This window comes from Thermus sp. LT1-2-5 (assembly GCF_040363165.1).
Classification (GTDB): domain Bacteria; phylum Deinococcota; class Deinococci; order Deinococcales; family Thermaceae; genus Thermus.
On sequence record NZ_BSRG01000007.1, the window covers coordinates 34,832 to 55,651 of the forward strand.

Here is a 20,820-nt window from a genome sequence, read left to right on the forward strand (position 1 = left end):
GAGGTAGGAGAAATGGTGCGGCGTTGGCTTCTTCTTGGCCTTCTTGCCCTGGCTTGGGCGTGGGCGCACGAGTCCCGTACCGTGGGGCCGTACCGCCTGGTGGTGGGGTTCCTGCAGAACCCCGCCTTCGCCGGGTATCCCAACTCCTTAGACCTCAGGGTTACCACCTTGGACGGCAAGCCCGTGGAAGGTTTGGAGCGTACCCTGAAGGCCGAAATCGTCGCCCCCAATGGGGAGCGGCTTGCCGTGGAGCTTATCCCCGTCCACAACCAGCCGGGCTACTACCGGGGCTGGTTCATCCCCACCCTTCCCGGGGACTACGCTTGGCGCATCGTGGGGGTTATTGGGGACCTCTCGGTGGACGAGACCTTTACCCGCTTTTACCACTCCAAGACCGCCGTCTTGGATCCTGAGGCGTTCAGCGTGCCCAAGCCGCTGACCCGAAACCGCTAGCGGCTCGCCCCGGCAGGTCGCCCGCCGGGGCAGGGGAAACCATGCGAAGAAGAGACGTGCTTGCCCTTCCCGTCCTTGTCCTACTGAACCAGGTTCGGGCGGCCCCCCGGTCCCTTAGGGTGGGGGTGGACGCCTGCCCTTACTGCTTCATGACCATCCTGGACGCCCGCCACGCGGCCCAGGCGGTGAACCCGCAGGGAAAGGCCTTTTTCTACGATGACCCCGCCTGTCTCCTGGACCAGCTCAACGGCTGGGGTGGGCCGGACCTGAAGGCCCAGGAGGTCTACCTGGCGGACTACCTTGGCAGCACCCGTCAGGCGCCCCGCTGGCTGGCGGCGGAAAAGGCCCTTTTATATCACCAGCCCCGGGTCCGCACCCCCATGGGCTCGGGTCTACTGGTCTTTGCTAGCCGGCAAGACCTGGAGCGGCACCTGAAGGAGCGGCCGGAGCGGGCTGGGGGGCGGGTCCTCACCTGGGAGGAGGCGCTTCGGGAAGGAAGGAAGCGCCCCTTTGTCCCCACGGATTTCTTTTCGCCGCCCCCAAGGACGCCATGATGGCCTTTTTCCTCAAGGAGGTGGGCCGGAACCCCTGGACCCTCGCCCTTCTCCTCCTCCCCCCCCTCTTGGCCCTGGGCTTCCAGGGGAGAGGGGAGGGGATTGGGCTCGTGGGGCTCTACGGGACCAGCCTCCTCCTCCTTCCCCCCCTGGTCCTGGCTCTGGCGGTGCCCCTTTTGGCCTCGAGGGAGGAGTGGGCTTTCCTCCTAGGCCTTCCCGTTTCCCCGGGACGGGGGTTTGCAACCGGGGTGTTTGGGGTGTTTCTCGGCCTCCTTCCGCCCCTGCTTGCGGGTTACCTCCTGGGGGCAGGCCTCCTGGGCCTTTCCTGGGGGGCGGCCCTTTGGCTTCTCCTTTCCGGGATAGGCCTATTGGCCTTCTGGGTGGGCGTGGCCGCCGGGCTTTCCGCCCTCCTCTTGGAAGAGCGGCGCGCCCTGGGGCTCGGGTTCGCCCTGTACGGCCTTCTCAACGTCCTCTATGGGCCCTTGGTGGTGGCCTTGGCGGTGCGGCTTAGGGACTATCCCTTAGAGGGCCTCCTCACCCTAGCCCTGCTCCTGAACCCGCAGGAACTCCACCGGGTGGGCCTCCTAGCCGGACTGAAGGCCCCGGTGCTCACCGGTCCCGTGGGCTACCTGGTGGCGGAGCGGCTGGGGTTTGTGGCGGCTTGGGGGAGCCTCGCCTACCTCCTCCTCTTTGCCTTGGGGCTTGCCCTTCTCGGCGCCTGGATCTTCGCCCGGCGCGACCGCTAGGCGCCCCTTTGGGGCCGCAGCCACACCCAGAAGGCCCGTTCTCCGGGAGCCACCCGGAGGCTCGCCCCTTGGGCCTTGGCTAGGGCCTGGGCCAGCCTGAGCCCCAGGCCCGAACCGGGGTTGGGGTGGGTGGGGGCGTTCCCCACCGCCAACCCGTCCCCATCAACCCGTACCCACACCTGGCCCCCCTTGGCGGTGTGGTGCAGGGCGTTTTCCAAAAGGCTCACCACGATGGCCCGTAGGGCCGCCTCGTGGGCCCTGACCACCACCGCCTCCTCGGGGAGCTCCAGGTTCAGGGCCACGCCTCGAGCCCGAAAGGCGGGGCGGAGGGCCTCCGCCTCGGTGAAGACCAGGGTGTCCAGCTCCAAGGGCTTGAGGTGAAGGGCGTCCGCTTCCGCCCGGGCCAGGAGGAGGAGGCGGCCCACGAGCTCCCGCAGGCTTTCCGCCTGGGCCCGGGCCTCCCAAAGCCGTCCCCGCTCCAGATGGCCGAGAAGGAGGGTGAGGGGGGTTCTCAGGGCGTGGGCGGCCTCGGCGGCGAAGCGCCTTTCCGCCTCCAACGCCGCCTCCAAGGCGGCCAGCACCTGGTTGAAGGCCGCCACCAGTTGCCCCACCTCATCGGGGCTTGCGGGCGGGGTGAGCCGCCTTCCCCAGGCGCGGGCCTGGGCCAGGGTGTGGGCCTCGAGGGTGGCCCGGGCTAAGGGGGCGAGGGCCTTTCGGGAGAGGAGAAGGGCCAGAAGGAAGGCTAGCCCTCCTCCCAGGAGGAGGACCGGGAGGAGCAAGCGGTCCAGAAGGCCCAAGGGGGCGAGGAGGGTAGCCCGCTCCCGGGCCGCCCTCAAGAGGAGCCCCTCCCGCCTCGCCTCCCGCACCAGGTAGCCTTGGGTCTGCCCCGCCGCCAAGGCGGTTAGGGCCTCGGGGGAGGGTAGGAGGCCCACGGCGTCCAATAGCCCCTCTTCCCCCAAGAGCAGGAGGAGGGTGCCGGGGAGGACCGCTCCCAGGAGCTCCCCGTCCACCTGGAGGCGGGCTTTACCCTCCTCGTCTTTCATCAGGCGGACGCTAGAGAGAAGCTTGTCCAAGCCGCTTAGGGCCTGCCGCTCCAGGGCCAGGCGAAGCCCTTCCCTTAGGGCCAGGGCGGAAAACCCTAGGCCCGCCACCACCACCAAGGCGGTGAGCAAGGCTATCCGAAGCCGGAGGCTCATCCCCGCAGGCGGTAGCCCAGGCCCCGCACCGTTTCGATGGCCTCGGGGTCCAGCTTGCGGCGCAGGTACTTGATGTAGGTGTCCACGGTGCGGGGGTCCACGCTCTCCTCCCCGTTCCAAACCTTCTCCAAGAGCTCCTCCCGCGTGGCGAAGCCTTCTCCCTTTAAGGCTAAGGCTTCCAGGACGGCGAACTCCCGCGCTGAAAGGGGCACCTCCTGGCCTCGGAAAAAGGCCAGGCGCCCTTCCAGGTCCAGTTCTAGCCGGCCTACCCGCAGGCGGTTTTCCGCCAGACCCCGGCTCCGGCGCAGTAGGGCCCGCGCCCGGGCCACCACCTCCTCGGGGTAGAAGGGCTTCACCACGTAGTCGTCCGCTCCCGCGGCCAGGCCTTCCAGGCGGGCTTCCAAGGCGTCCCGGGCGGTGAGGATGAGGACGGGCAGGCTAAGCCCCCGCCCCCGGGCGAACCGAAGGACCTCGAGGCCGTCCCCATCCGGCAGGAACAGGTCCAGGACCAGGAGGTCGTAGGGGAAGGCCAGGAGGAGCCCTTCCGCTTCCTCCACGCCCGCCGCCTCGTCCACGGCGAAGCCCGCCTCCTCCAAGGCTTCCCGCACCAGGGCCCGCACCCCGGGTTCGTCCTCCACCAGAAGGACCCTCATCGGCGAAGCGCCTCCCTCCCTGTGGCCGCCTCCAGCCAGACCTCCCCGAAGGGCCCCTTGGCCTCCCAAACCAAAAGCCGCTCCTTGGGCTTGGGTTTGAGTTCCAAGTGCCAGGGTTCCCCATAGCGGCGCCGCACCAGGGCCAGGGCCTGGGGGAAGGAAAGGTGGGGCTCTGCCAGGTGCTTGGGGATGCCCTTGGGCCGGAACAGGACTACCCGTCGGCTTCCCGCCTCCACCCACACCTCGAGGCCCGGCACCCAGAGCTCGTACACCCAAAGCCCCTCCTTGGGCTTGAGGCCGTGGCTGAACTTGTACACCTGTTCCAGGCGGGTGGGGCCAAGGTAGGGCGCGGCCAAGGCGAAGACCTCTTCCGGGGTCAGGCGCGGTGGGCTCTGGGCCAGGGCCCACCCGAGGAGGGCGAGGAGGAGCATCCCCCTCCAGTTTAGGGGTTCTTGAGGAGCTCTAAAAGCGCCTCCCCCTTGGCGGCTAAGGCCTCCGCTTGGGCCCGGTCGCCCCTCCCCCAGGCCTCCCAGGCGGCCAGGACCACCTCCTCGATGCGCCGCCTTTTTTCTTCCTCTAACCCTTGGGCCTGGCGGCGCAAGGCCTCGAGGCGGCTCGGGAGGGCGCTTCCTCCCTGGAAAGGGTTGGGAAGAGGCGAGGCGCCTCGAAGCCCCCGCAGGAGCCACACCACGCCCAGGACCAGGAGGACCAGGAGGCCCAAAAGAAGGAGGGTTTCCAGGAATTCCTCCACCCGTTTTGGTCCAAACCACGGCCCAAGCCCCGGTGGGGGAGGGCCATAGGGCGCGCAGCCGGCGAGAAGGGTTAGACCGATCAGGGGAAAAAGGGTTTTCGTGCGCATGCTTGCCTCCAAAGGTGAAGAGGGGAGTGGGGCCACGCCCCACCCCCCTTGGGCCCTAGAAGCCCCGCTCAGCCTTGATCAGGTGATGCGCCGCGCGGGCCAGCCGGTGGGCGGCCTCGGCCCGGGCCAGGTCGCCGCCTTGGCCTAGGAGGGCCTTGGCCTCCTGGAGAAGGCGGCCCACCTCCGGCCGGCTCACCCGGTAGTAGCTCGCCTCGTACTCGGCCCGGGCGATGGCTTCCTGGGCGCGGTAGGGCGCCTCGTAGCCTTTGCGGCCCCGCGGGCCAGGCCCCATGGGGATGGGGTAGGCGCTCGGGGCCACCTCCAGGAACCGGAGGGCCTCGTAGATCAGGCTAGCGGCGTGGGCCCGCTCCTTGGCCCGGAAGTGCTGGCCCCCTTGGTACTCCCCTTGCGCCTGGCGCAAGAGGGCGTCGGCGGCGGCCTTCAGGGGGCTTTGCCCCACCAGGCCGGAGAGGTACTGGGCGCGGCTCAGTTCCCGAGCGGCCCGCTCCGCCTCGCGGTAGCCGTAGCCGTAGGGTTGCATGGGCGCGGGAGCGGGAGCCGGGCCGCCAGGGGGCGGCGGCGCGGGCTGGGCCAAACCCGTCAAGCCGAGGGCCAAAATTGCCGTGGTCAGAAGCCGCTTTTTCATCCTTATACCTCCTTCTGCCCCGAAGGGCCCCCTAAGAGTAGGAGGGTTTTGTGGGACGACGGTGGAAAGGCGAGCCGCTTCCTGCAAGCGGTTATCGTTCGCAATATCCATAAAATCCGACCGGAATACTTGACTTTTTGCCCCCCTTCCCCTACCCTCCTCCTTGAGGAGGTGATGGCGTGTTCGTGGTGATGAACCGCATACCGGTAAAACCCGAGTATGCCGAGCAATTTGAGGAGGTTTTCCGCACTCGAGCCCGGCTGGTGGACCGGATGCCCGGCTTCCTCCGCAACCTGGTGTTGCGGCCGCAAAACCCCGAGGATCCCTACATCGTCCTTACCTTCTGGGAGAGCGAGGCCGCCTTCCGCGCCTGGACCGAGAGCCCCGCCTTCCGGGAGGGCCACGCCCGCAGCGGAACCCTGCCCAAGGAAGCCTTCCGGGGTCCGAACCGCTTGGAAACCTTCGTGGCCTTCCTGGACTCGGAGGTGCAAGGTGGTTGAGGCTCCGGTTTGGGCGCTTCTCAAGCGGGCGCGGGAGCGGGTGTACACCCTCCCCAAGGACTTTCCTGGCTTCTCCGCCCGCCTTGCCCTTTACGTTAAGGGGCTTTGGTACTTCGGCCAGGTGCGGGCGGAAGGCTTCCGCCCCGAAGTGGACCTGCCCGAGGGCGTGGGGCCCCTAGCGGAAAAGGAGCTGGCTTCCCTTCTAGGCCACCGCCGCCCCGTTCCCTTTGAAGAGGGCGAGGGCCGCTACCCCATGCGCTTGGTGGAGGAAGGTCCTATGGGTACGGCCCTCGCCCTGGAGGACCCCTTTCGTTCCCGCATATGGGTCCGCGAGGGGCGGCTTCACGTCATCGAGCGCCACCTGACAGAAGGCTCGTTTCGCATCCACCTCGAGGCCTGGAAGGAGGTCGGGGAAAAGCTCCTACCTCACCGCTTCCTCCTGGTCCATCGCGACGCCCGGGGCAGGCTACTCAAAGTGGAACGCTTCCGGGACGAGTACGCCGCTTTCGGAGACCTTTGGCTTCCTGTGGAGCGGGAAGTCGTGGTGGAAGGGGAGGGCTTAGAGACCTTGGTGCTTCGCTTGGAGAACGTGGAGGTGGCGGCATGAGAAAGCTGGCGGTTTTGGCTTGGGTGTTTTTGGCGGCCCTGGCCCAGCCTTACCGGGCGGTGGACGCCACCGGCAAAGCGGTGGAGGTGCGTTCGATAGAACGCATCGTCAGCCTAGACGGCATTACCACGGAGATTCTCTTCGCCGTCGGCGTGGGGGATAAGGTGGTGGGCCGGGACGACTCCAGCTACTACCCGCCCCAAGTCCTGAGGCTTCCCAGCGTGGGCTACCAGTTCCGCCTTTCCGCCGAGGGCATTCTTTCCCTCAAGCCCACCTTGGTCATCGGCCGCGAGGACGTGCGGCCGCCCCAGGTGGTGGACCAGCTCCGCCAGGCGGGGGTGGCGGTGGTCCTGGTGCCCGCAGAGCCCAGCGTGGAGGGGGCCAAGGCCAAAATCCGGGTGGTGGCCCAGGCGGTGGGCCAGGCGGAGCGGGGGGAGGCTTTGGTCCGGGCTTTGGAGCGCGATCTCCTGGCTCTCCGCGCCTTCCAGACCCAGCGCGCTTCCCCAAAGCTAAAGGGGCTTTTCCTCTACCTGCGAGGTCCGGGCACCACCTTTGTCTGCGGCGAGGGGAGCACCCCGGTGGGGGTCATGAAGCTCGCCGGTCTGGAGAACGCCGCCCAGGGCATTCGGGAGTGCCAGCCCATGACGGCGGAGAGCGTGGTGGCGGCCCGGCCGGACGTCATCGTGGTCTTCAAAAAAGGCCTGGAGAGCGTGGGGGGGTTGGAGGGGCTTCTCAAGCTTCCTGGGGTGGCCCAAACCCCGGCAGGGCAGAAGCGGAAGGTGGTGGCCATGGACGACCTTTACCTGGGAAGCTTCGGCCCTCGGGCGGGCCGAGCCGCCTTGGACCTCTTCCGGGCCGCCTACCTAAAGGAGGGGTTTGTGGAGGTGGGGCCGTGAGGTCGTACCTCTTCCTTCGCGGGGTGTTTAAGGCGTTCCTCCTCCTGCTCCTCCTGGGCAAGCCCTTACCGCCGAGCCTTGAGGCCCTATGGGAGGAAGTTCCGTGACCAAGAGCCTCGTTTTCCCCCGCTCCCGGCGGTACCGTTTGGTCCTCCTGGTCCTGGCCCTCCTCTTGGTCCTGGCCCTCCTTTTGGGGGCGGGGCTTGGGGCCTACCCCATCCCGCCCTTGGCCATCCCCGGCATCCTCCTAAAGGGGGAAGGGGTGGAGTATCAGGTGCTTACCGCCCTCCGCTTTCCCCGGGTCCTGGGGGCAGCCCTGGTGGGGGCGCTTTTGGCCTTGGCGGGGGCGGTGTTGCAGGGCCTCTTCCGCAACCCCCTGGTGGACCCGGGGCTCATTGGGGTGTCCTCGGGGGCGGCCTTGGGAGCAGCCCTTTTCATCGTCCTCTGGCCCGGGGCGGGGGTCCTCGAGGTCTACGCCCTTCCCCTCTTCGCCTTCTTGGGCGGACTCCTCGCCACCCATCTGCTTTGGCGCTTGGCCCGGACGCCCCTGGGGGTCCAGGTTTCCGTGCTCCTCCTCTCGGGCATCGCCCTGAACGCCTTGGTGGGGGCAGGGATCGGCCTCCTCACCTTTTTGGCGAGCGAGCAGGAGCTCCGTAGCCTCACCTTTTGGACCCTTGGGGGCTTTTCCGCCCTTACCTGGCGCCTTCTTTTGGCTGGGCTGCCCTTGGCCCTCCTCGCCCTTTTCCTCCTCCTTCCCCTGGCCCGTTCCCTGAACGCCTTGGCCCTGGGGGAACGGGAGGCCTTCCACCTGGGGGTGGACCTCGAGGCCCTGAAGCGCCGGGCGGTGGCGGGGGCTGCCCTAGGGGTGGGGGTGGCGGTGGCCCTGGCGGGCGGGGTGGGGTTCCTGGGTTTGGTGGCGCCCCATCTCTTCCGCCTCTTGGCGGGGCCCGACCACCGCTACCTCCTTCCGGGATCGGCCCTTTTGGGCGCGGGGCTCGCCGTGGGGGCGGACCTTCTCGCCCGTACCCTGGCCGCCCCTGCGGAAATCCCCGTGGGGGTGGTGACCGCCCTCCTCGGGGGGCCCTTCTTCCTTTACTTGGTCCTGCGTTACAAGCGGGAGGTGTACCGTGCTTGAGGCGAAAAACCTAGGGTATCGCGTGGGGGAACGGTGGTTGGTAAAGGGCGTGGACCTCGCCGTGCGCGGGGGGGAGTTCCTGGCCGTCCTCGGCCCCAACGGGAGCGGCAAGACCACGCTCCTTCGCCTGCTTTCGGGGGAGCTCCGCCCCTCCCAGGGGGAGGTGTGGCTCCAGGAGCAGCCCTTGGCCGCCTACACCCCGGAGCGCCTGGCCCAGGTGCGGGCGGTGCTTTCCCAAAACCGGGAGATGGGCTTTCCCTACACCGCCTACGAGGTGGCCTTTCTGGGGCGGCTTCCCCACCTTTGGGGTAGACGGGAGGGACTGGAGGACCACGCCAAGGTGGAGGCGGCTTTAGGGCGGGCCCAGGCCGCAGGCTTTAAGGAGCGGCTCTTCCCCAGCCTTTCCGGGGGCGAGGCCATGCGGGTGGAGGTGGCCAGGCTTCTCGCCCAGGAGGCCCGCCTTTTCCTCTTAGACGAGCCCACCAACCACCTGGACCCCCGCTATGCCCTGGAGCTCCTTTGCCTTTTTCGGGCCCTGGCCTACGAGGGAAGCGCGGTGGTGGCGGTGCTCCATGACCTGAACCTGGCGGGGCTTTTCGCCGACCGGATTCTCCTCCTCAAAGACGGCAGGCCCGTGGCCTACGGGGAGCCCCAAGCCGTGTTGCACCCGGGGCTTTTGGAGGACGTCTACGAGGTTTCTTTCCACGCCCTGGGACAACCGGGGACTTTCCGCTTCCTCCTTCCCGTGCCCAAGGAGGTGGTCCGTGGAGCCTGACCACGCCCAGGTGGTGGCCCGGGTTTCCGAGACCCGGTACCTTTCCCGTTGTGCCTGCAACGGGGGCACCTACCACCTGCACTGGGACGCCGCCACCTTTCGCCTTACCCCGGAGGGCCTCCGGTTCCTGGCCCAGGTTTTGGAGGACCTCTTGGCGCGGGGTGGTGACGGGGTGGTGTGGCTTGGGGCGGTGGGCCTCCGTTTTCGGGAGGGGGAGGGGTGGGAGCTCCTTCGCCTGTTAAAGCGGGGGCTTGTTTGGCAAACGGCGACACCGGTGGCGTACTTTCGTCATCTGAACTAGGAGGGTTATGCGGACGAAAACACTTTTTGTGAGCTTTCTGGTTTCCTTGGCCTTAGCGCAGGGGTCCTGTCCGGGCGGGCGGGTGCCCCACGACTTGGGGGAGGTTTGCCTGCCCAAGACCCCAGCGCGGGTGGCGGCGCTGGACTGGCGGCCTTTGGAAGACCTTCTCCTCCTAGGAGTGCAGCCCGTGGCGGGGGCAGATCTGGCGGATTTCCCCAAGTGGGTGAGGATGGAGCTTCCCCAGGGGATCCAGGATGTGGGAGGGCGCATGAGCCCGAGCTTGGAGCGCCTGGCCGCCCTTAAGCCCGATCTGGTCTTGGGCTACACGGGCTTTCAGGGGCGGTTCTACCCCGAGCTTTCCCGCATCGCCCCCACGGCGCTATACGACTATCTCCCCTCCCAGGGACAACTTGCCGCCATGCGGCGGCACTTCCTCCTTCACGCCCGCTTGGTAGGGAAGGAACGGGAAGGGGAGAGGATCCTTTCCGATTTGGACCGCTTCCTGCGGGAGCGGGCGGAGGAGCTTGGGCGCAAGGGGCTTTCCGGTAGGTCCTTCCTCTTGGTCCAGGCCTGGGCCCGGGAGAAGGTCTACAACGTCTTCACCCGGGACACCCTGGCTTCCGAGCTCCTGGAGGCCCTGGGCCTGAAGAACGCCTGGACCGGAAAGGCAGAGGCGTATGGGCTTTCTCGAGTGGGTCCTGAGGGACTAGTGCGTTTGGTGCGCGACAACCCGGGCGTGCTCGTCTTTCTCGTTGCCCAGCCCGAGAATAACCCCCTGAGCGACCCAGCGGTGGGTCCCCTGCTCCGGCTAAATCGGGCTCGGGTGCTGCCCCTGGCCCCGAACACCTGGACCTACGGGGGCCCCCATTCCGCCCGAGTCCTGGTGGAAGAGGTCTGGCGTAGCGTGGGGGGTGGCCAATGAGGCGCTTTGCTGTAGGACTGCTTTTCCTCGCCGCGGCCTTCGCCCAGGGGTTTAGGGCGGACCTTCGGGCCCAGGTGGAGCCCCTCCTTGGAGAGCTTGTTCAAAATGCCCGGCTTCTGGCCCAGGCGGCCCGCGCCTATGCGGAAGCCCCCACCCTCGAGGGCCTGAACCGGCTCCGGGTCCTTTGGCATCTGGCCCGGGAGCCTTGGGAGGTGTTGGAAGCCTTCGCCTTTGGGCCTGTGGGCGACTTTGATCCGTATCTGGACACCTGGCCCGTAAGCCCAGAGGACCTCCGGCGCACCTTGGGGAAGCCTGTGGAGGACCTGCCCCCTGAGGTTCGGGGCTTCCACGCCCTGGAATACCTCCTTTACCAGGAGCCTGCCCGCACCCCAGAGGCCGCCCGCCATCTGGCCCTGTTGGCGGAGGATCTGGCCCAGAAGGCTTCCCGTATGCGGGAGGCTTACTTGGCCTATTTGGAGGAAGCCTCCGAGACGGATTTGACCCTGGAGCTCTACGCCGCAAGCCTGGAACTCGCCGAGGAGCTTTTCGCCGAAAAGCTCAAGAACCCGGAAAGCCCGTACGCTCAGCGCTCGGCCCAGGATTACCGGGCCAATGTCCGGGGTCTCCTCCAAGCCTTCGCCTTGCTTCCCCTACCGGGCCCGGTCTGGGCCTTGGCCCTGGACCTGGAGCGAGCGGTAGCGGCCCTGCCGAGCCCCTTGGAGGGCAACTGGGACCACCCCCAGGTAGCCTTGGCCATAGCCAGAGCCCAAGACCTCCATCGCGCCCTGGCCCAGGCCCCGGTGGGCGATGCGGGAGAGCGGGCCCTCCTTTGGCTCCGCACCTTCCGGGAGGAGTACCTGGTGGAGGGGGAGGTGGATGAGGGGCTAGCAGCCTTGGAGGGCCTTAGGGCCGCCCTGGCGGGGATGCCCCAGGAGGAGGAGGCGCTAAAGTTGGTGGTGGCCCTCGAGGCCAAGGTGCGGGCTCAAGCCCCCGCAGAGGAGGTGGAGCCTTTGCTCCGGGCCTTGGAGGCCCTCTTCCGCTAGGCCGTGCGCCGCTTTCTTTGGCTTGCCCTTTTCCTTCTCGGCGCCCTTCCCGCCCGCTACTGGGTGCAGGACGCTTCCTCTCGGGCCTTCGGCCACCCCCTGCCTGGGCTTACCTCCGAGGCTCTGGAGGCCTTTCGCCGAGGGGACCAAGCCTTCAACCGCATCTTCGTGCGGGAGGACGGCTTGGGCCCCCTCTTTGTGCACCAATCCTGCGCCGGGTGCCACGTGCGGGACGGGCGGGGGCGCCTCGCCTTCGAGGGACGTAGCGAGGCCTTGGTGCGCGCCCGTGCCCTCGATGGGACCGCCCCCCACCCCCGCTTCGGGGTGCAGCTCCAGGACCACGCCCTGCCAGGCTACCCACCGGAGGGCCAGGTCCTCCTCCGCTGGGAGGAAGCGGTGGGGCGCTATCCCGATGGGACCCCTTATCGGCTCAGGCGCCTTAGCCTGGAGGTCCTGGACCCCTCGGGGAGGCCGGTTCCGGGCCGGTATAGCCTCCGCCTGGCTCCACCCGTCTTCGGCGGGGGGCTTCTGGAGGCGGTGCCGGAAAGCGCCCTTCTCGCCTCGCAAGACCCGGAGGACCGGGATGGGGACGGGGTTTCGGGAAGGGTGGCCCGCCTGGCTGGGGGTGAGGTGGGCCGTTTTGGGTGGAAGGCGGGGGTGGCAAGCCTAAAGGAGCAGGCCGCCTTGGCCTACCGGGAGGACATGGGCCTTTCCACGCCCCTTTTCCCCGATGAAGGGGGGATAGAGGTGGGGGAGGCGGAGTTGGAGGCGGTGGTCGCCTACCTCAAGCTCCTGGCGGTGCCCGCTCCCCGCCACGGGCCGGAGGCCCTAAGGGGAAGGCGCCTTTTCGCCCAAATCGGTTGCGCCACCTGCCACCAACCGAGCCTGGCCGGGCTTCCCGCCTACACCGATCTCCTCCTCCACGACATGGGCCCGGGATTGGACGACGGCGTGGCCGAGGGGGACGCCGCCCCTGCCGAATGGCGCACCCCGCCCTTATGGGGGATTGGCCTCACCCGGAAGGTGCTTGGGGAGGAGCTCTACCTTCACGATGGGCGGGCGCGGACCCTCGAGGAGGCCATTCTTTGGCACGGGGGTGAGGCGGAAGGGGCCAAGCGCCGCTTCATGGCCCTTTCCAAGGAGGACCGCGAGGCCTTGCTTCGCTTTCTGGAGGGGTTGTAGTCTGGAGGCTTGACGCTACCCCCAACCCGTGGTAGCCTCCTCCGCAGGACACCCAAGACTTAGGGTGTCCTGGCCGCGATGCCAGGCCGACAGGCCTGGACGCCCGTGGGCGGCGGGGGAAGTCCGGTGAGAGTCCGGCGCTGTCCCGCAACGGTGACCGGCCCCCTTTGGCCGGAAGCCCGAGTACCCGCTTCGCGGTCCTACCCCGTAGCCCTCGAGGCAAGGGTGAAGGTGGTGATGCCCGTGGGACCTTAAAAAAGGCGCACTCCCCTAAAAGTCGAGCTGCCCCACAGGGGCGAGGGTAGGAGGCTTGGACAGGTTCGGCCCTTGGCCGTGTGAAGGAGGTTTTTGTGCGGGAAACCCGCATGGTGTACCCCGTGTTCCCAGGAGAGACCAACCATTACGGGACGCTTTTCGGCGGCACCGCCATGGCCTGGATGGACCAAGCGGCCTTCGTGGCGGCGAGCCGCCACGCCCGGCGCAAGGTGGTCACGGTGCACGCCGACGCCGTGGACTTCCGCCATCCCGTGCCCCAGGGCTCCATCGTGGAGCTGGTGGCCCGGGTGGTGGAGGTGGGGCGGAGCTCCATGCGTGTGGAGGTGGAGATGTGGGTGGAGCCCCTCGAGGCGGGCCGAGAGCCCTATCTGGCCGCCCGGGGTGGGTTTGTGTTGGTGGCGTTGGACGAGGCGGGCCGGCCCACCCCGGTTCCTCCTTTGGAGAGGGGGTAAGGGTATGAGGGTCAAGACCTTGGCCTATGGTTTTCCCCGCTTGGGCCCGAAGCGGGAGTACAAGAAACTTTTGGAGGGCTTTTGGTCTGGGGTTGTAACGGAGGAGGCGTTCTGGAAGGGGTTGGAGGTCTTGGAGGCACTCCGGCTTTCCACCTACCGCCGCTTTGTGGAACTTTACCCCGTGGGGGAGATGAGCCTTTACGACCCGCTCTTGGACCTGGCGGTGATGGTGGGCGTCTACCCCGTGGATCCAAAGGACGCGGCAGCGTACTACGCCCTGGCTCGAGGTAAGGACGCTTTGCCCTTGCGGAAATGGTTTGGCACCAACTACCATTATTTGGCACCCCTTCTTCCTGAAACGCCCCGTTATCAGCCTCACTGGAATAAGCCCCTAGAGGCTTTCCGCAAGGACTCCGAGGGGCTTCCCCACCTGTTAGGGCCATACACCCTACTTCGCCTGGCACAGAACCCTCCGGCAGGACGAGATCTGGTCCGCCACCTCGAGGCCCTCGGGGAGGTATACGTTGAGTTCCTGGCCCAGCTCAAAGGGGCAGGAGCCACCTTGGCCCTTCTGGAGGAGCCTGCCCTAGGATTGGACGGGGCTTCTGAGGATGCGCCTGTCCTCAAAAAGCTTTACACCCGCTTTCTGGAGGTTCTACCCCTCGCTCTTCTTACCCCTTATCTGCTGCCTCCAGAGGAACTCTATGCTCTGCCCTGGACTGCAGCCAGCCTAGGGGTGGAAATTCTTCGTCAGGGCCGTTTTCAAGCGATTGCCATCCCAATCCTAGGGGTGGTGGAGGGGCAGGGGGTTTGGCGTACCCCCCTTTCTGAGGTAGCCGCCCACCTGCAAGAGGTGGGCAAGGAGGGCGAGGTTTGGCTTGCTCCTAAGGCGCCCCTGTACCACCTGCCCTGGCGGGTGGAGGCATCGCCTCCTGGTTTGGAGGGCCGGCTGGCTTTTGCTGAGGAGCGGCTTTGGGAGCTTTCCCTCCTGGCCCGTATGTTGTGCGGGGAGGGAGAGGCTTGGGATCTGGCGCAAGCCTGGCGGCCCCAGGAGGGTTCGCCTTCGTTGCCCACCCTGCCCCCTTCTCCCGGGCCCCGGCCCTCGAGGGAGGTTCGCAAGGAGGCGCAACGGGACCTCGGCCTACCCCTTTTTCCCACCACCACCATTGGCAGTTTTCCCCAAACCCCTGAGCTTCGGGCTTTGCGGGCGCGTTTCCGGGCGGGCAGGATTTCGGCTCAGGCTTATGAGGAAGCCATACGGGAAGCCATCGCTCGGGTCATACGTTTCCAAGAGGATTTGGGGCTGGACGTGTTGGTCCACGGGGAGCCCGAGAGGAGCGATATGGTGGAGTTTTTCGCCGAGCGCTTGGAGGGGTTTTATCTCAATCCCGAGGGCTGGGTGCTGTCCTACGGGAGCCGCGTCTACCGTCCTCCAATCCTGGGGGGACCCGTCAGGCGGAGAAGGCCTTTGGTCCTAGACGAGCTGTCCTACGCTCAAAGCCTCACCGATAAGCCGGTGAAAGCAATCCTCACGGGCCCTATCACCCTCGCTGCTTGGAGCTATTTGCCAGAGGGGGTGGGGTTTGCCGAGGCCGTGCTGAACTTGGCTGAGGTCGTAGGGGAAGAGGTCCGGGCCCTTGAGGCGGCGGGGTTCCGTTTCATCCAAATAGACGAGCCAGCCCTTTTGGAAAAGTTACCCCTGCGTTCGGAGGAGCGGCCGGGTTACCTGACCCTGGTTCGGGAAGCTTTCCAGCGGGCAGCTCCCGTTGGCCCTTCGGTCCAAGTGCACCTCCACCTTTGCTACTCCGATTACTCCACCCTCAGGCCGTTCTTGGAGGCCATGGACCCCGACGTGGTCAGCCTGGAAGCGGCGCGGCAGGACCCGTATTTCCTCCAGGAACTAAGGGGCTTGGACCTTGCCCTGGGCCCTGGGGCCTTCGACGTTCACACCCCTCAGGCCATCTCCAGCGAGGAGATGGAAAAGCGGTTGTTGGCCTATTTGGAGCACATTGCCCCGGAACGCCTTTGGGTAAACCCAGACTGCGGCCTCAAAACCCGGACCTGGGCCGAGGTGGAGCGCAACCTGAAGGCCATAGTGGAGGCTGCGCGTCGGCTTCGGAAGCGTTTTGGAGGTGAGAATGCTCACTCAGCCTAGGCTTCATTACCGCCCCTACGAGTACCCCGGGCTTCTCCGCTACCGGGATGCCATCCGGCACAGCTACTGGGTGCACACGGAGTTCAGCTACGCCGCTGACCTGCAGGACTACGCCCTAGCCGACCCTAAGGAGCGGGCCTTGGTGGAACGGTCCCTCTTGGCCATCGCCCAGGTGGAGCTCGCCGTCAAGCTCTTCTGGGCCCGGATCTACGACCGTTTCCCCAAGCCGGAGGTGGCGGAGGTGGGGATGACCTTCGCCGAAAGCGAGGTGCGCCACGCCAACGCCTACGCCCACCTTCTGGATCTCCTTGGCCTCAACGAGCGCTTCCAGAAAGCCCTGGAAGAGGAAACCGCCCTAAAGGAACGCCAGCGCCTCCTTCAGGAGGTTCTGCGCCGCGCTCGCCAGGAGGACTTAAAGGCGTACGCCCACGCCCTCCTCCTCTTCGCCGCCTTCACGGAGCACATCTCCCTCTTCTCCCAGTTCTACGCCCTCATGGCCATCAACCGCCGCTCGGGGCGCTTCAAGGGCATTTCCAACGCCATAGAGGCCACCAGCAAGGAGGAGAACATCCACGGCCTCTTCGGGGTAGAGCTCCTCCGCCTCCTCCGACAGGAGCTTCCCGAGCGCTTCGGCGAGGGCTTTGCCGAGGAGGCCCTGGCCTGGGCCATGCGCTTCTTCCAGGGGGAGGAGGCCTTGGTGGATTGGATCTTCGCCGAGGGCGACTTAGGGGTGGTTTCCCGGGAAGAGGTGTTGGAGTTTCTCAAGCACCGCTACAACGAGGTTCTTTCCCTTCATGGCCTCCCTGCCCCCTTCGCGCCCCGGGCCGAGCTCCTTCGGGACACCGAGTGGTTCTCCCTGGAGCTTCTCGCCGATAAGGAGGTGGACTTCTTCAACAAGCGCAGCGTGGCCTACGCACGCCGCGTGCAGAGCTACGATCCGGACGAGCTTTTTTAAGGAGGCGCCATGGTTGAGGTGAAACGGGTATACGAGCCTTGGTACTGGGTTAACGAGTGGACGCGGCTGTACATGAGCCGGGGCTACCTCCTCCCTGGGGTCAGCGTGGAGGAGCGGGTGCGGCAGATTGCCGCGCGGGCCGAGGCCCTCACGGGCATCCCCGGCTTCGCCGAGAAGTTTTCGCGCTACATGGCCTACGGTTGGTACTCCCTGGCCACGCCCGTTTGGGCCAACTACGGCCTCAAGCGGGGGCTGCCCATCTCCTGCTACGGCACGTACGTGGAGGACGACACCGCCTCCATCCTGCGGGCGGTGGCGGAAATCGGCATGATGAGCAAGCAGGGGGGTGGAACCTCCGTGTACTTGGGGGAGCTCCGTCCCCGGGGTGCCCCCATCCGCGATAACGGGGAGAGCAACGGCTCTTACGCCTTTGCCAGCCTCTTTGACCGGGCCATCGAGGTCTTCAACCAGGGCTCCACCCGCCGGGGCCAGTGCGCCGCCTACCTGCCCATAGAGCACCCCGACTTTTGGGAGTGGACCCGGATCCAACGGGAAAACTCCGAGATCCAGTCCCTCTTCTGGGGGGTGAGCGTGGGGGACGACTGGCTCGAGGCCATGGTGGCGGGGGACCGGGAGAAACGGGATCGTTGGGCCGCTGTCCTAAAGAGCCGCGCCGAGGTGGGCATTCCCTACATTTTCTTCCGGGACAACGCCAACCGCCAGGCCCCTGAGATTTTCCGCGCCTTGGGTAAGCAGATTCACGCCAGCAACCTCTGCACGGAGATCATGCTCCCCTCTAGCCCCGAGGAGAGCTTCGTCTGTTGCCTTTCCTCCTTAAACCTCCTCCACTTTGATCGGTGGAAGGACACGGACGCGGTGGAGACCCTGGTCATCTTCCTGGACTCCGTGTTGGACGACTTCATCGAGAAGGCTGCGGGCATCCCCTACATGGAGCGGGCCGTGCGCTTCGCCAAGCGGTACCGCGCTATCGGGATTGGGGTCTTAGGGTGGCACAGCTATCTGCAGTCCAAGGGTGTGGCCCTGGAGAGCGCCGAGGCCCTTTTCCTCAACAACCTCATCTTCAAAACCATCCGGGAGCGGGCGGAGGAAGCTTCTCGTTGGCTGCGCGCCCGACACCCGGAGGACGAGCTGGCCGAGATCATGGAACGGCGCAACGCCACCCTCCTCGCCATCGCCCCCACCAAGTCCAGTTCCTTCATCCTGGGACAGGTGTCCCCTTCCGTGGAGCCCTATACCAGCAACTACTACCTGAAGGACCTGCAGAAAGCGCGGGTGCCCTTCAAAAACCCCTTCCTGGAGGAGCTTCTTCGGGAAAAGGGTAAGGACGAGGAAAAGGTTTGGCGGAGCATCCTAGAGCACAACGGTTCGGTGCAGCACCTGGACTTCCTGAGCGAGGAGGAAAAGGCGGTGTTCAAAACCTTCGCCGAGGTTTCCCAGAAAACCTTGGTGAACCTGGCTGCGGCCCGGCAGCGGCACATCGACCAGGGGCAGTCCTTGAACCTGGTGATCCACCCGGAGGCCCCACCCAAGGACGTGAACGAGCTCGTGCTCCACGCCTGGCGCTCGGGGCTAAAGAGCCTTTACTACCAGTTTAGCGCCAGCGCCGCCCAGGCCTACAGCCGCGACCTGCTCCTCTCCTGCCGGGCCTGCGAAGGCTAGCAGAGCTGCAGGTGATCCTTGACGGGGGTGGGGGGAAGGCCATGCTTGGCCCGGAGGCGTTCCAGGTAAAGGGCGCGCTCCGCCAAGCGGCGCCCGTAGCTTTGGTTGTTCCCGTGGACCCGCACGCCGACGTTGGGGCCCCGCAGGTAGCGAAAGGGGAGGCCCGCCCGGTAGGCGCGGAGCCACAGGTCCCAGTCCCAGTAGTCCCCCATCTCGGGGTCGAGGCCGCCTAGGGCCAGGAGGGAGGCCCGGGATAAGGCCGTGCCCGAGGCCAGGATGCGGTTGTCCCGAAGGAGCCACTCCCCCACCTCCCCCGGGGCAAAGGGGAGGGCCTCGAGGTCCAGGAGGAAGACCCCCTCCCCATAGGCCACCCCCTCTCCACCGCGGAGGGCCCGCCAGACCCGGTGCAGGTAGGTGGGGGCGAGGAGAAGGTCGTCGTCGTCCAGGAAGAGGACGATTTCCCCTTTGGCCTCCGCTAGGCCCGTGAGGCGGGCCTCCACCTGGCCCCGGCCGTGGTTCCAAAAGGGGCGGATCCTGGGGTCTTGGAGGGAGCGGGCCGCCTCCAGGCCTTCCCCGTCCCCGTCCTCCACCACCAGCGCCTCAAACCAGGGGAAGGTTTGCCGCCGCAGGGACGCCAGGGCCTGGAGGAGAAAGGCGGGGCGGCCCTTGGTGGGGATGAGGACGCTAATCATGGGCTAGACCGGGCTGCAGGCGGGCCTCATCCGTGAGGTCTAGCCGTAAGGGGGTGGCGGCGATGAAGCCTTGGGCCACGGCCCAGCGGTCCGTGCCCTCCTCCGCCTCCTTGAGGGGCCGGGCGGCGAACCAGTACAGGGGACGCCCCATGGGATCCTCCCCGGGCACCACCACCCCCTCGTAGGCCCGCACGGACTGGCGGGTCCAGAGGAGGCCCTTGGGCCGATGGGGAAGGTTCACGTTCACCAGGAAGGGGCGCTCCAGCCGGAGGAGGGCCTCGAGGGTCCGCACGATCCAGGGCTTGAGGAGGGTGAAGTCGGGGTTTTGCCCGTTCATGGGGACGCTGAAGGCGGCGGCGGAGAGGCCGAACAGCCTGCCCTGCTTGGCGGCGGCCACCGTGCCCGAGTGCCAGATCTCGTGGCCCAGGTTGCTCCCCAGGTTCACCCCGGAAAGGACCAGGTCGATGGGCCCAAAGAGGTGAAGGCCTAAGGCCACGCAGTCCGCGGGGGTGCCCCGCACCCGGTAGGCGGGGAAGTCGGGCCCGGGAAGGGGAGCCGGGTGGGGAAAGGCCCGCACCGGGTGGGCTATGGTGATGGCGTGGCCTGTGGCGCTCTGTTCCGTTTCCGGGGCCACCACGAAGACCTCCCCCAGGCGGCTTGCCGCCTCCGCCAGGGCCCAAAGCCCGGGGCTGAAGATGCCGTCGTCGTTGGTCACCAGAATCCGCATGCCCTCACGGTAGGCCCCGGGTGTCAGGCCGGGGTCAGGAAAGATTCCCGCCCCGGGACGGGGCCGGGGCGGGGGCGAGGGGAGCCTTAGCGCCCCGCCACGCTCCGGTTGTACCGCTCCAAGGCGGCGTCGGCCCGGGCCTTGGCCTCCCGCAGAGCCTCCCGGGCGGGCTTACCCTTGAGCACCTCCTCCCAGGCCGCCTGCACGTACTGCCGGATCTCGGGGAACGAGCCCATGAGGCACCCGGCGCTGGCGGGGTTCACCTTGCTGGTGGCGAGTTGCTGGATGGCGGTGGTGTAGTTGGGCTGGCGCACGTGGGCTTGGCGCACCTCAGGGAGCTCCGTCACCCCCTTGACCACGGGGAAGTAGCCCGTGTTCAGGTGCCAGGCCGCCTGGGTCTTCGGTTCCAGGAGGAAGCGCACGAAGCGCCAGGCGGCTTGCGTTTCCGCGTCGGAGAACCCCTTCAGGACGTACAGGGCGGCCCCGCCGATGGCCACGCCGTTCCGCTCCCGGAGGTACGGGTAGAAGGCGGTGCGCAAGGGGAAGCGTCCCCCCACCTGGCGCAAAACCCCCGTGAGGCTCGCCGTGGAGTAGGCGGCGATGGCCGCCTGGCCTTGGGCGAAGAGGCTTTGCGAGTCGGCCCAGTTGCGCCCGGTGTTGGCCGCCACCCCCTCCCGCACCAGCCGGGCGTACATGTCCAAAAAGGCCACCGCCGCCTCGTTGTCGAAGGTCACCGCCGTGGCCCGGGCCTTGCGGCCGTTCTCGTTGTTGCAGAAGTACTCCCCGGAGTTGTAGGAGATCTGTTCCACGAACCAAGAGTCGATGGGGATGGAGAGCCCGTAGCGCACGGTTCGCCCTTGGGCGTCCTTCTTCGTGAGCTTGCGGGCCGCTTCCTCCAGGTCCTTGAGGGACCAGGTGGGCTTGAAGGGGATCCCAGCTTCCTGGAAGGCGGCCATGTTGAGGTAGAGGATGGGGTTGGAGGAGTTAAAGGGAAGCCCGTAGAGCTTTCCCTCGAGGGTGTAGTAGTTCCGGGGCTGGGGTAGGAAGCGGTCCAGGTCAAAGCCGTCCTTGCGGGCTAGGTCCTCCAGGGGTACCACGGCGCCGGAGTCCGCCATGATCCGGGCCCCGATATCGTAGATCTGGATCACATGGGGGTACCCCCGACCCGCCCGCAGGGCGGCCAGGAGCTTGTTGATGCCGTCGTCGTAGCTTCCCACGTACTGGCTTTTCACCTGCACGGCGTTTTGGCTCTGGTTGAACTCCTGCACCAGCTTCTCCGTGGCTTCGCCCAACACGCCCCCCATGGAGTGCCAGAACTCCACGGTAACCTTTTGCGCCAAGGAAGGAGAAAGAAGGAGCCATCCCAAAGCGCTGGCCTTAGCGAGTCCCAACAACCACGTCCGCATGTTCTACCT

At 66.9% G+C, this 20,820-nt stretch carries 24 protein-coding genes and 1 riboswitch; of the genes, 16 read left to right on the forward strand and 8 right to left on the reverse strand.

Annotated features, from left to right (window positions below):
* The first annotated feature begins 12 nt into the window (after positions 1-12).
* The 3 genes from ABXG85_RS08170 to ABXG85_RS08180 are packed head-to-tail and all read left to right on the forward strand — an operon-like array spanning position 13 to position 1,753.
* Positions 13-453 carry a hypothetical protein gene (locus tag ABXG85_RS08170; RefSeq protein WP_353513226.1) on the forward strand — a complete coding sequence of 147 codons (441 nt, stop codon included), beginning with the start codon at positions 13-15 and terminating at the stop codon, positions 451-453.
* A gap of 41 nt (positions 454-494) precedes the next feature.
* Positions 495-1,007, forward strand: coding sequence for a nitrous oxide reductase accessory protein NosL (locus tag ABXG85_RS08175; RefSeq protein ID WP_353513227.1), 513 nt, complete (start codon positions 495-497; stop codon positions 1,005-1,007).
* Positions 1,004-1,753: a hypothetical protein gene (locus ABXG85_RS08180; RefSeq protein ID WP_353513228.1), complete on the forward strand. Its 750-nt coding sequence runs from the start codon at positions 1,004-1,006 to the stop codon at positions 1,751-1,753. Before ABXG85_RS08175 ends, ABXG85_RS08180 begins: the two co-directional genes overlap by 4 nt.
* Here the strand turns inward: ABXG85_RS08180 and ABXG85_RS08185 are convergent.
* Genes ABXG85_RS08185 through ABXG85_RS08205 form a run of 5 tightly spaced genes read right to left on the reverse strand, consistent with a single transcriptional unit; the run spans position 1,750 to position 5,107 of the window.
* Positions 1,750-2,949: a HAMP domain-containing protein gene (locus tag ABXG85_RS08185; protein WP_353513229.1), complete on the reverse strand. Its 1,200-nt coding sequence runs from the start codon at positions 2,947-2,949 to the stop codon at positions 1,750-1,752. The two genes, ABXG85_RS08180 and ABXG85_RS08185, sit on opposite strands and share 4 nt — an antisense overlap.
* Positions 2,946-3,602 (reverse strand): response regulator transcription factor, encoded by a 657-nt coding sequence (locus ABXG85_RS08190; RefSeq protein WP_353513230.1) that lies wholly within the window; start codon positions 3,600-3,602, stop codon positions 2,946-2,948. Before ABXG85_RS08190 ends, ABXG85_RS08185 begins: the two co-directional genes overlap by 4 nt.
* A complete protein-coding gene (locus tag ABXG85_RS08195) occupies positions 3,599-4,033 on the reverse strand; it encodes a hypothetical protein (RefSeq protein ID WP_353513231.1) in 435 nt (144 codons plus the stop codon). Before ABXG85_RS08195 ends, ABXG85_RS08190 begins: the two co-directional genes overlap by 4 nt.
* An 11-nt stretch (positions 4,034-4,044) precedes the next feature.
* Positions 4,045-4,461: a hypothetical protein gene (locus ABXG85_RS08200; RefSeq protein WP_353513232.1), complete on the reverse strand. Its 417-nt coding sequence runs from the start codon at positions 4,459-4,461 to the stop codon at positions 4,045-4,047.
* Positions 4,462-4,516: 55 nt separating this feature from the next.
* Positions 4,517-5,107 (reverse strand): hypothetical protein, encoded by a 591-nt coding sequence (locus ABXG85_RS08205; protein ID WP_353513233.1) that lies wholly within the window; start codon positions 5,105-5,107, stop codon positions 4,517-4,519.
* Between the two features lie 179 nt (positions 5,108-5,286).
* On the opposite strand from ABXG85_RS08205, the gene ABXG85_RS08210 reads away from it, so the two are divergent.
* The 13 genes from ABXG85_RS08210 to ABXG85_RS08270 all read left to right on the forward strand — a co-directional run bounded on the left by ABXG85_RS08210 (position 5,287) and on the right by ABXG85_RS08270 (position 17,986).
* Positions 5,287-5,607 (forward strand): antibiotic biosynthesis monooxygenase family protein, encoded by a 321-nt coding sequence (locus tag ABXG85_RS08210; RefSeq protein ID WP_353513234.1) that lies wholly within the window; start codon positions 5,287-5,289, stop codon positions 5,605-5,607.
* Complete coding sequence (locus ABXG85_RS08215) at positions 5,600-6,214, forward strand: DUF3386 family protein (protein WP_353513235.1); 615 nt, start codon at positions 5,600-5,602, stop codon at positions 6,212-6,214. The genes ABXG85_RS08210 and ABXG85_RS08215 overlap by 8 nt, the downstream gene beginning before the upstream one ends.
* Complete coding sequence (locus ABXG85_RS08220) at positions 6,211-7,110, forward strand: heme/hemin ABC transporter substrate-binding protein (protein ID WP_353513236.1); 900 nt, start codon at positions 6,211-6,213, stop codon at positions 7,108-7,110. The genes ABXG85_RS08215 and ABXG85_RS08220 overlap by 4 nt, the downstream gene beginning before the upstream one ends.
* A 103-nt stretch (positions 7,111-7,213) precedes the next feature.
* Entirely contained in the window at positions 7,214-8,245 is a 1,032-nt protein-coding gene (locus ABXG85_RS08225) for a FecCD family ABC transporter permease (protein WP_486401644.1), read from the forward strand.
* A complete protein-coding gene (locus tag ABXG85_RS08230; protein WP_353513238.1) occupies positions 8,238-9,020 on the forward strand; it encodes an ABC transporter ATP-binding protein in 783 nt (260 codons plus the stop codon). Before ABXG85_RS08225 ends, ABXG85_RS08230 begins: the two co-directional genes overlap by 8 nt.
* Complete coding sequence (locus tag ABXG85_RS08235) at positions 9,010-9,321, forward strand: hypothetical protein (protein WP_353513239.1); 312 nt, start codon at positions 9,010-9,012, stop codon at positions 9,319-9,321. Before ABXG85_RS08230 ends, ABXG85_RS08235 begins: the two co-directional genes overlap by 11 nt.
* Positions 9,322-9,328: 7 nt before the next feature.
* On the forward strand, positions 9,329-10,243 hold the full coding sequence (locus tag ABXG85_RS08240) for an ABC transporter substrate-binding protein (RefSeq protein WP_353513240.1): 915 nt from the start codon (positions 9,329-9,331) through the stop codon (positions 10,241-10,243).
* Positions 10,240-11,286: an imelysin family protein gene (locus ABXG85_RS08245; protein WP_353513241.1), complete on the forward strand. Its 1,047-nt coding sequence runs from the start codon at positions 10,240-10,242 to the stop codon at positions 11,284-11,286. Before ABXG85_RS08240 ends, ABXG85_RS08245 begins: the two co-directional genes overlap by 4 nt.
* Positions 11,287-11,289: 3 nt before the next feature.
* On the forward strand, positions 11,290-12,468 hold the full coding sequence (locus ABXG85_RS08250; protein WP_353513242.1) for a di-heme oxidoredictase family protein: 1,179 nt from the start codon (positions 11,290-11,292) through the stop codon (positions 12,466-12,468).
* Positions 12,469-12,521: 53 nt separating this feature from the next.
* Positions 12,522-12,677, forward strand: a riboswitch (cobalamin riboswitch).
* Between the two features lie 156 nt (positions 12,678-12,833).
* Positions 12,834-13,196 (forward strand): acyl-CoA thioesterase, encoded by a 363-nt coding sequence (locus tag ABXG85_RS08255; RefSeq protein WP_353513273.1) that lies wholly within the window; start codon positions 12,834-12,836, stop codon positions 13,194-13,196.
* A 4-nt stretch (positions 13,197-13,200) separates the two neighbouring features.
* Positions 13,201-15,351 carry a 5-methyltetrahydropteroyltriglutamate--homocysteine S-methyltransferase gene (gene metE / locus ABXG85_RS08260; protein WP_353513243.1) on the forward strand — a complete coding sequence of 717 codons (2,151 nt, stop codon included), beginning with the start codon at positions 13,201-13,203 and terminating at the stop codon, positions 15,349-15,351.
* The gene (locus ABXG85_RS08265) at positions 15,335-16,306 is read left to right on the forward strand and encodes a ribonucleotide-diphosphate reductase subunit beta (RefSeq protein WP_353513244.1); all 972 of its coding nucleotides are present in this window, start codon (positions 15,335-15,337) and stop codon (positions 16,304-16,306) included. The genes metE and ABXG85_RS08265 overlap by 17 nt, the downstream gene beginning before the upstream one ends.
* A 9-nt stretch (positions 16,307-16,315) precedes the next feature.
* Positions 16,316-17,986, forward strand: coding sequence for a ribonucleoside-diphosphate reductase subunit alpha (locus ABXG85_RS08270; protein ID WP_353513245.1), 1,671 nt, complete (start codon positions 16,316-16,318; stop codon positions 17,984-17,986).
* Here the strand turns inward: ABXG85_RS08270 and ABXG85_RS08275 are convergent.
* The 3 genes from ABXG85_RS08275 to ABXG85_RS08285 all read right to left on the reverse strand — a co-directional run bounded on the left by ABXG85_RS08275 (position 17,983) and on the right by ABXG85_RS08285 (position 20,811).
* Positions 17,983-18,678: a glycosyltransferase family 2 protein gene (locus tag ABXG85_RS08275; RefSeq protein ID WP_353513246.1), complete on the reverse strand. Its 696-nt coding sequence runs from the start codon at positions 18,676-18,678 to the stop codon at positions 17,983-17,985. The genes ABXG85_RS08270 and ABXG85_RS08275 overlap by 4 nt on opposite strands.
* Complete coding sequence (surE, locus tag ABXG85_RS08280) at positions 18,671-19,405, reverse strand: 5'/3'-nucleotidase SurE (RefSeq protein ID WP_353513247.1); 735 nt, start codon at positions 19,403-19,405, stop codon at positions 18,671-18,673. Before surE ends, ABXG85_RS08275 begins: the two co-directional genes overlap by 8 nt.
* Positions 19,406-19,491: 86 nt before the next feature.
* Positions 19,492-20,811 carry an ABC transporter substrate-binding protein gene (locus tag ABXG85_RS08285; RefSeq protein ID WP_353513248.1) on the reverse strand — a complete coding sequence of 440 codons (1,320 nt, stop codon included), beginning with the start codon at positions 20,809-20,811 and terminating at the stop codon, positions 19,492-19,494.
* Between the last annotated feature and the right edge of the window lie 9 nt (positions 20,812-20,820).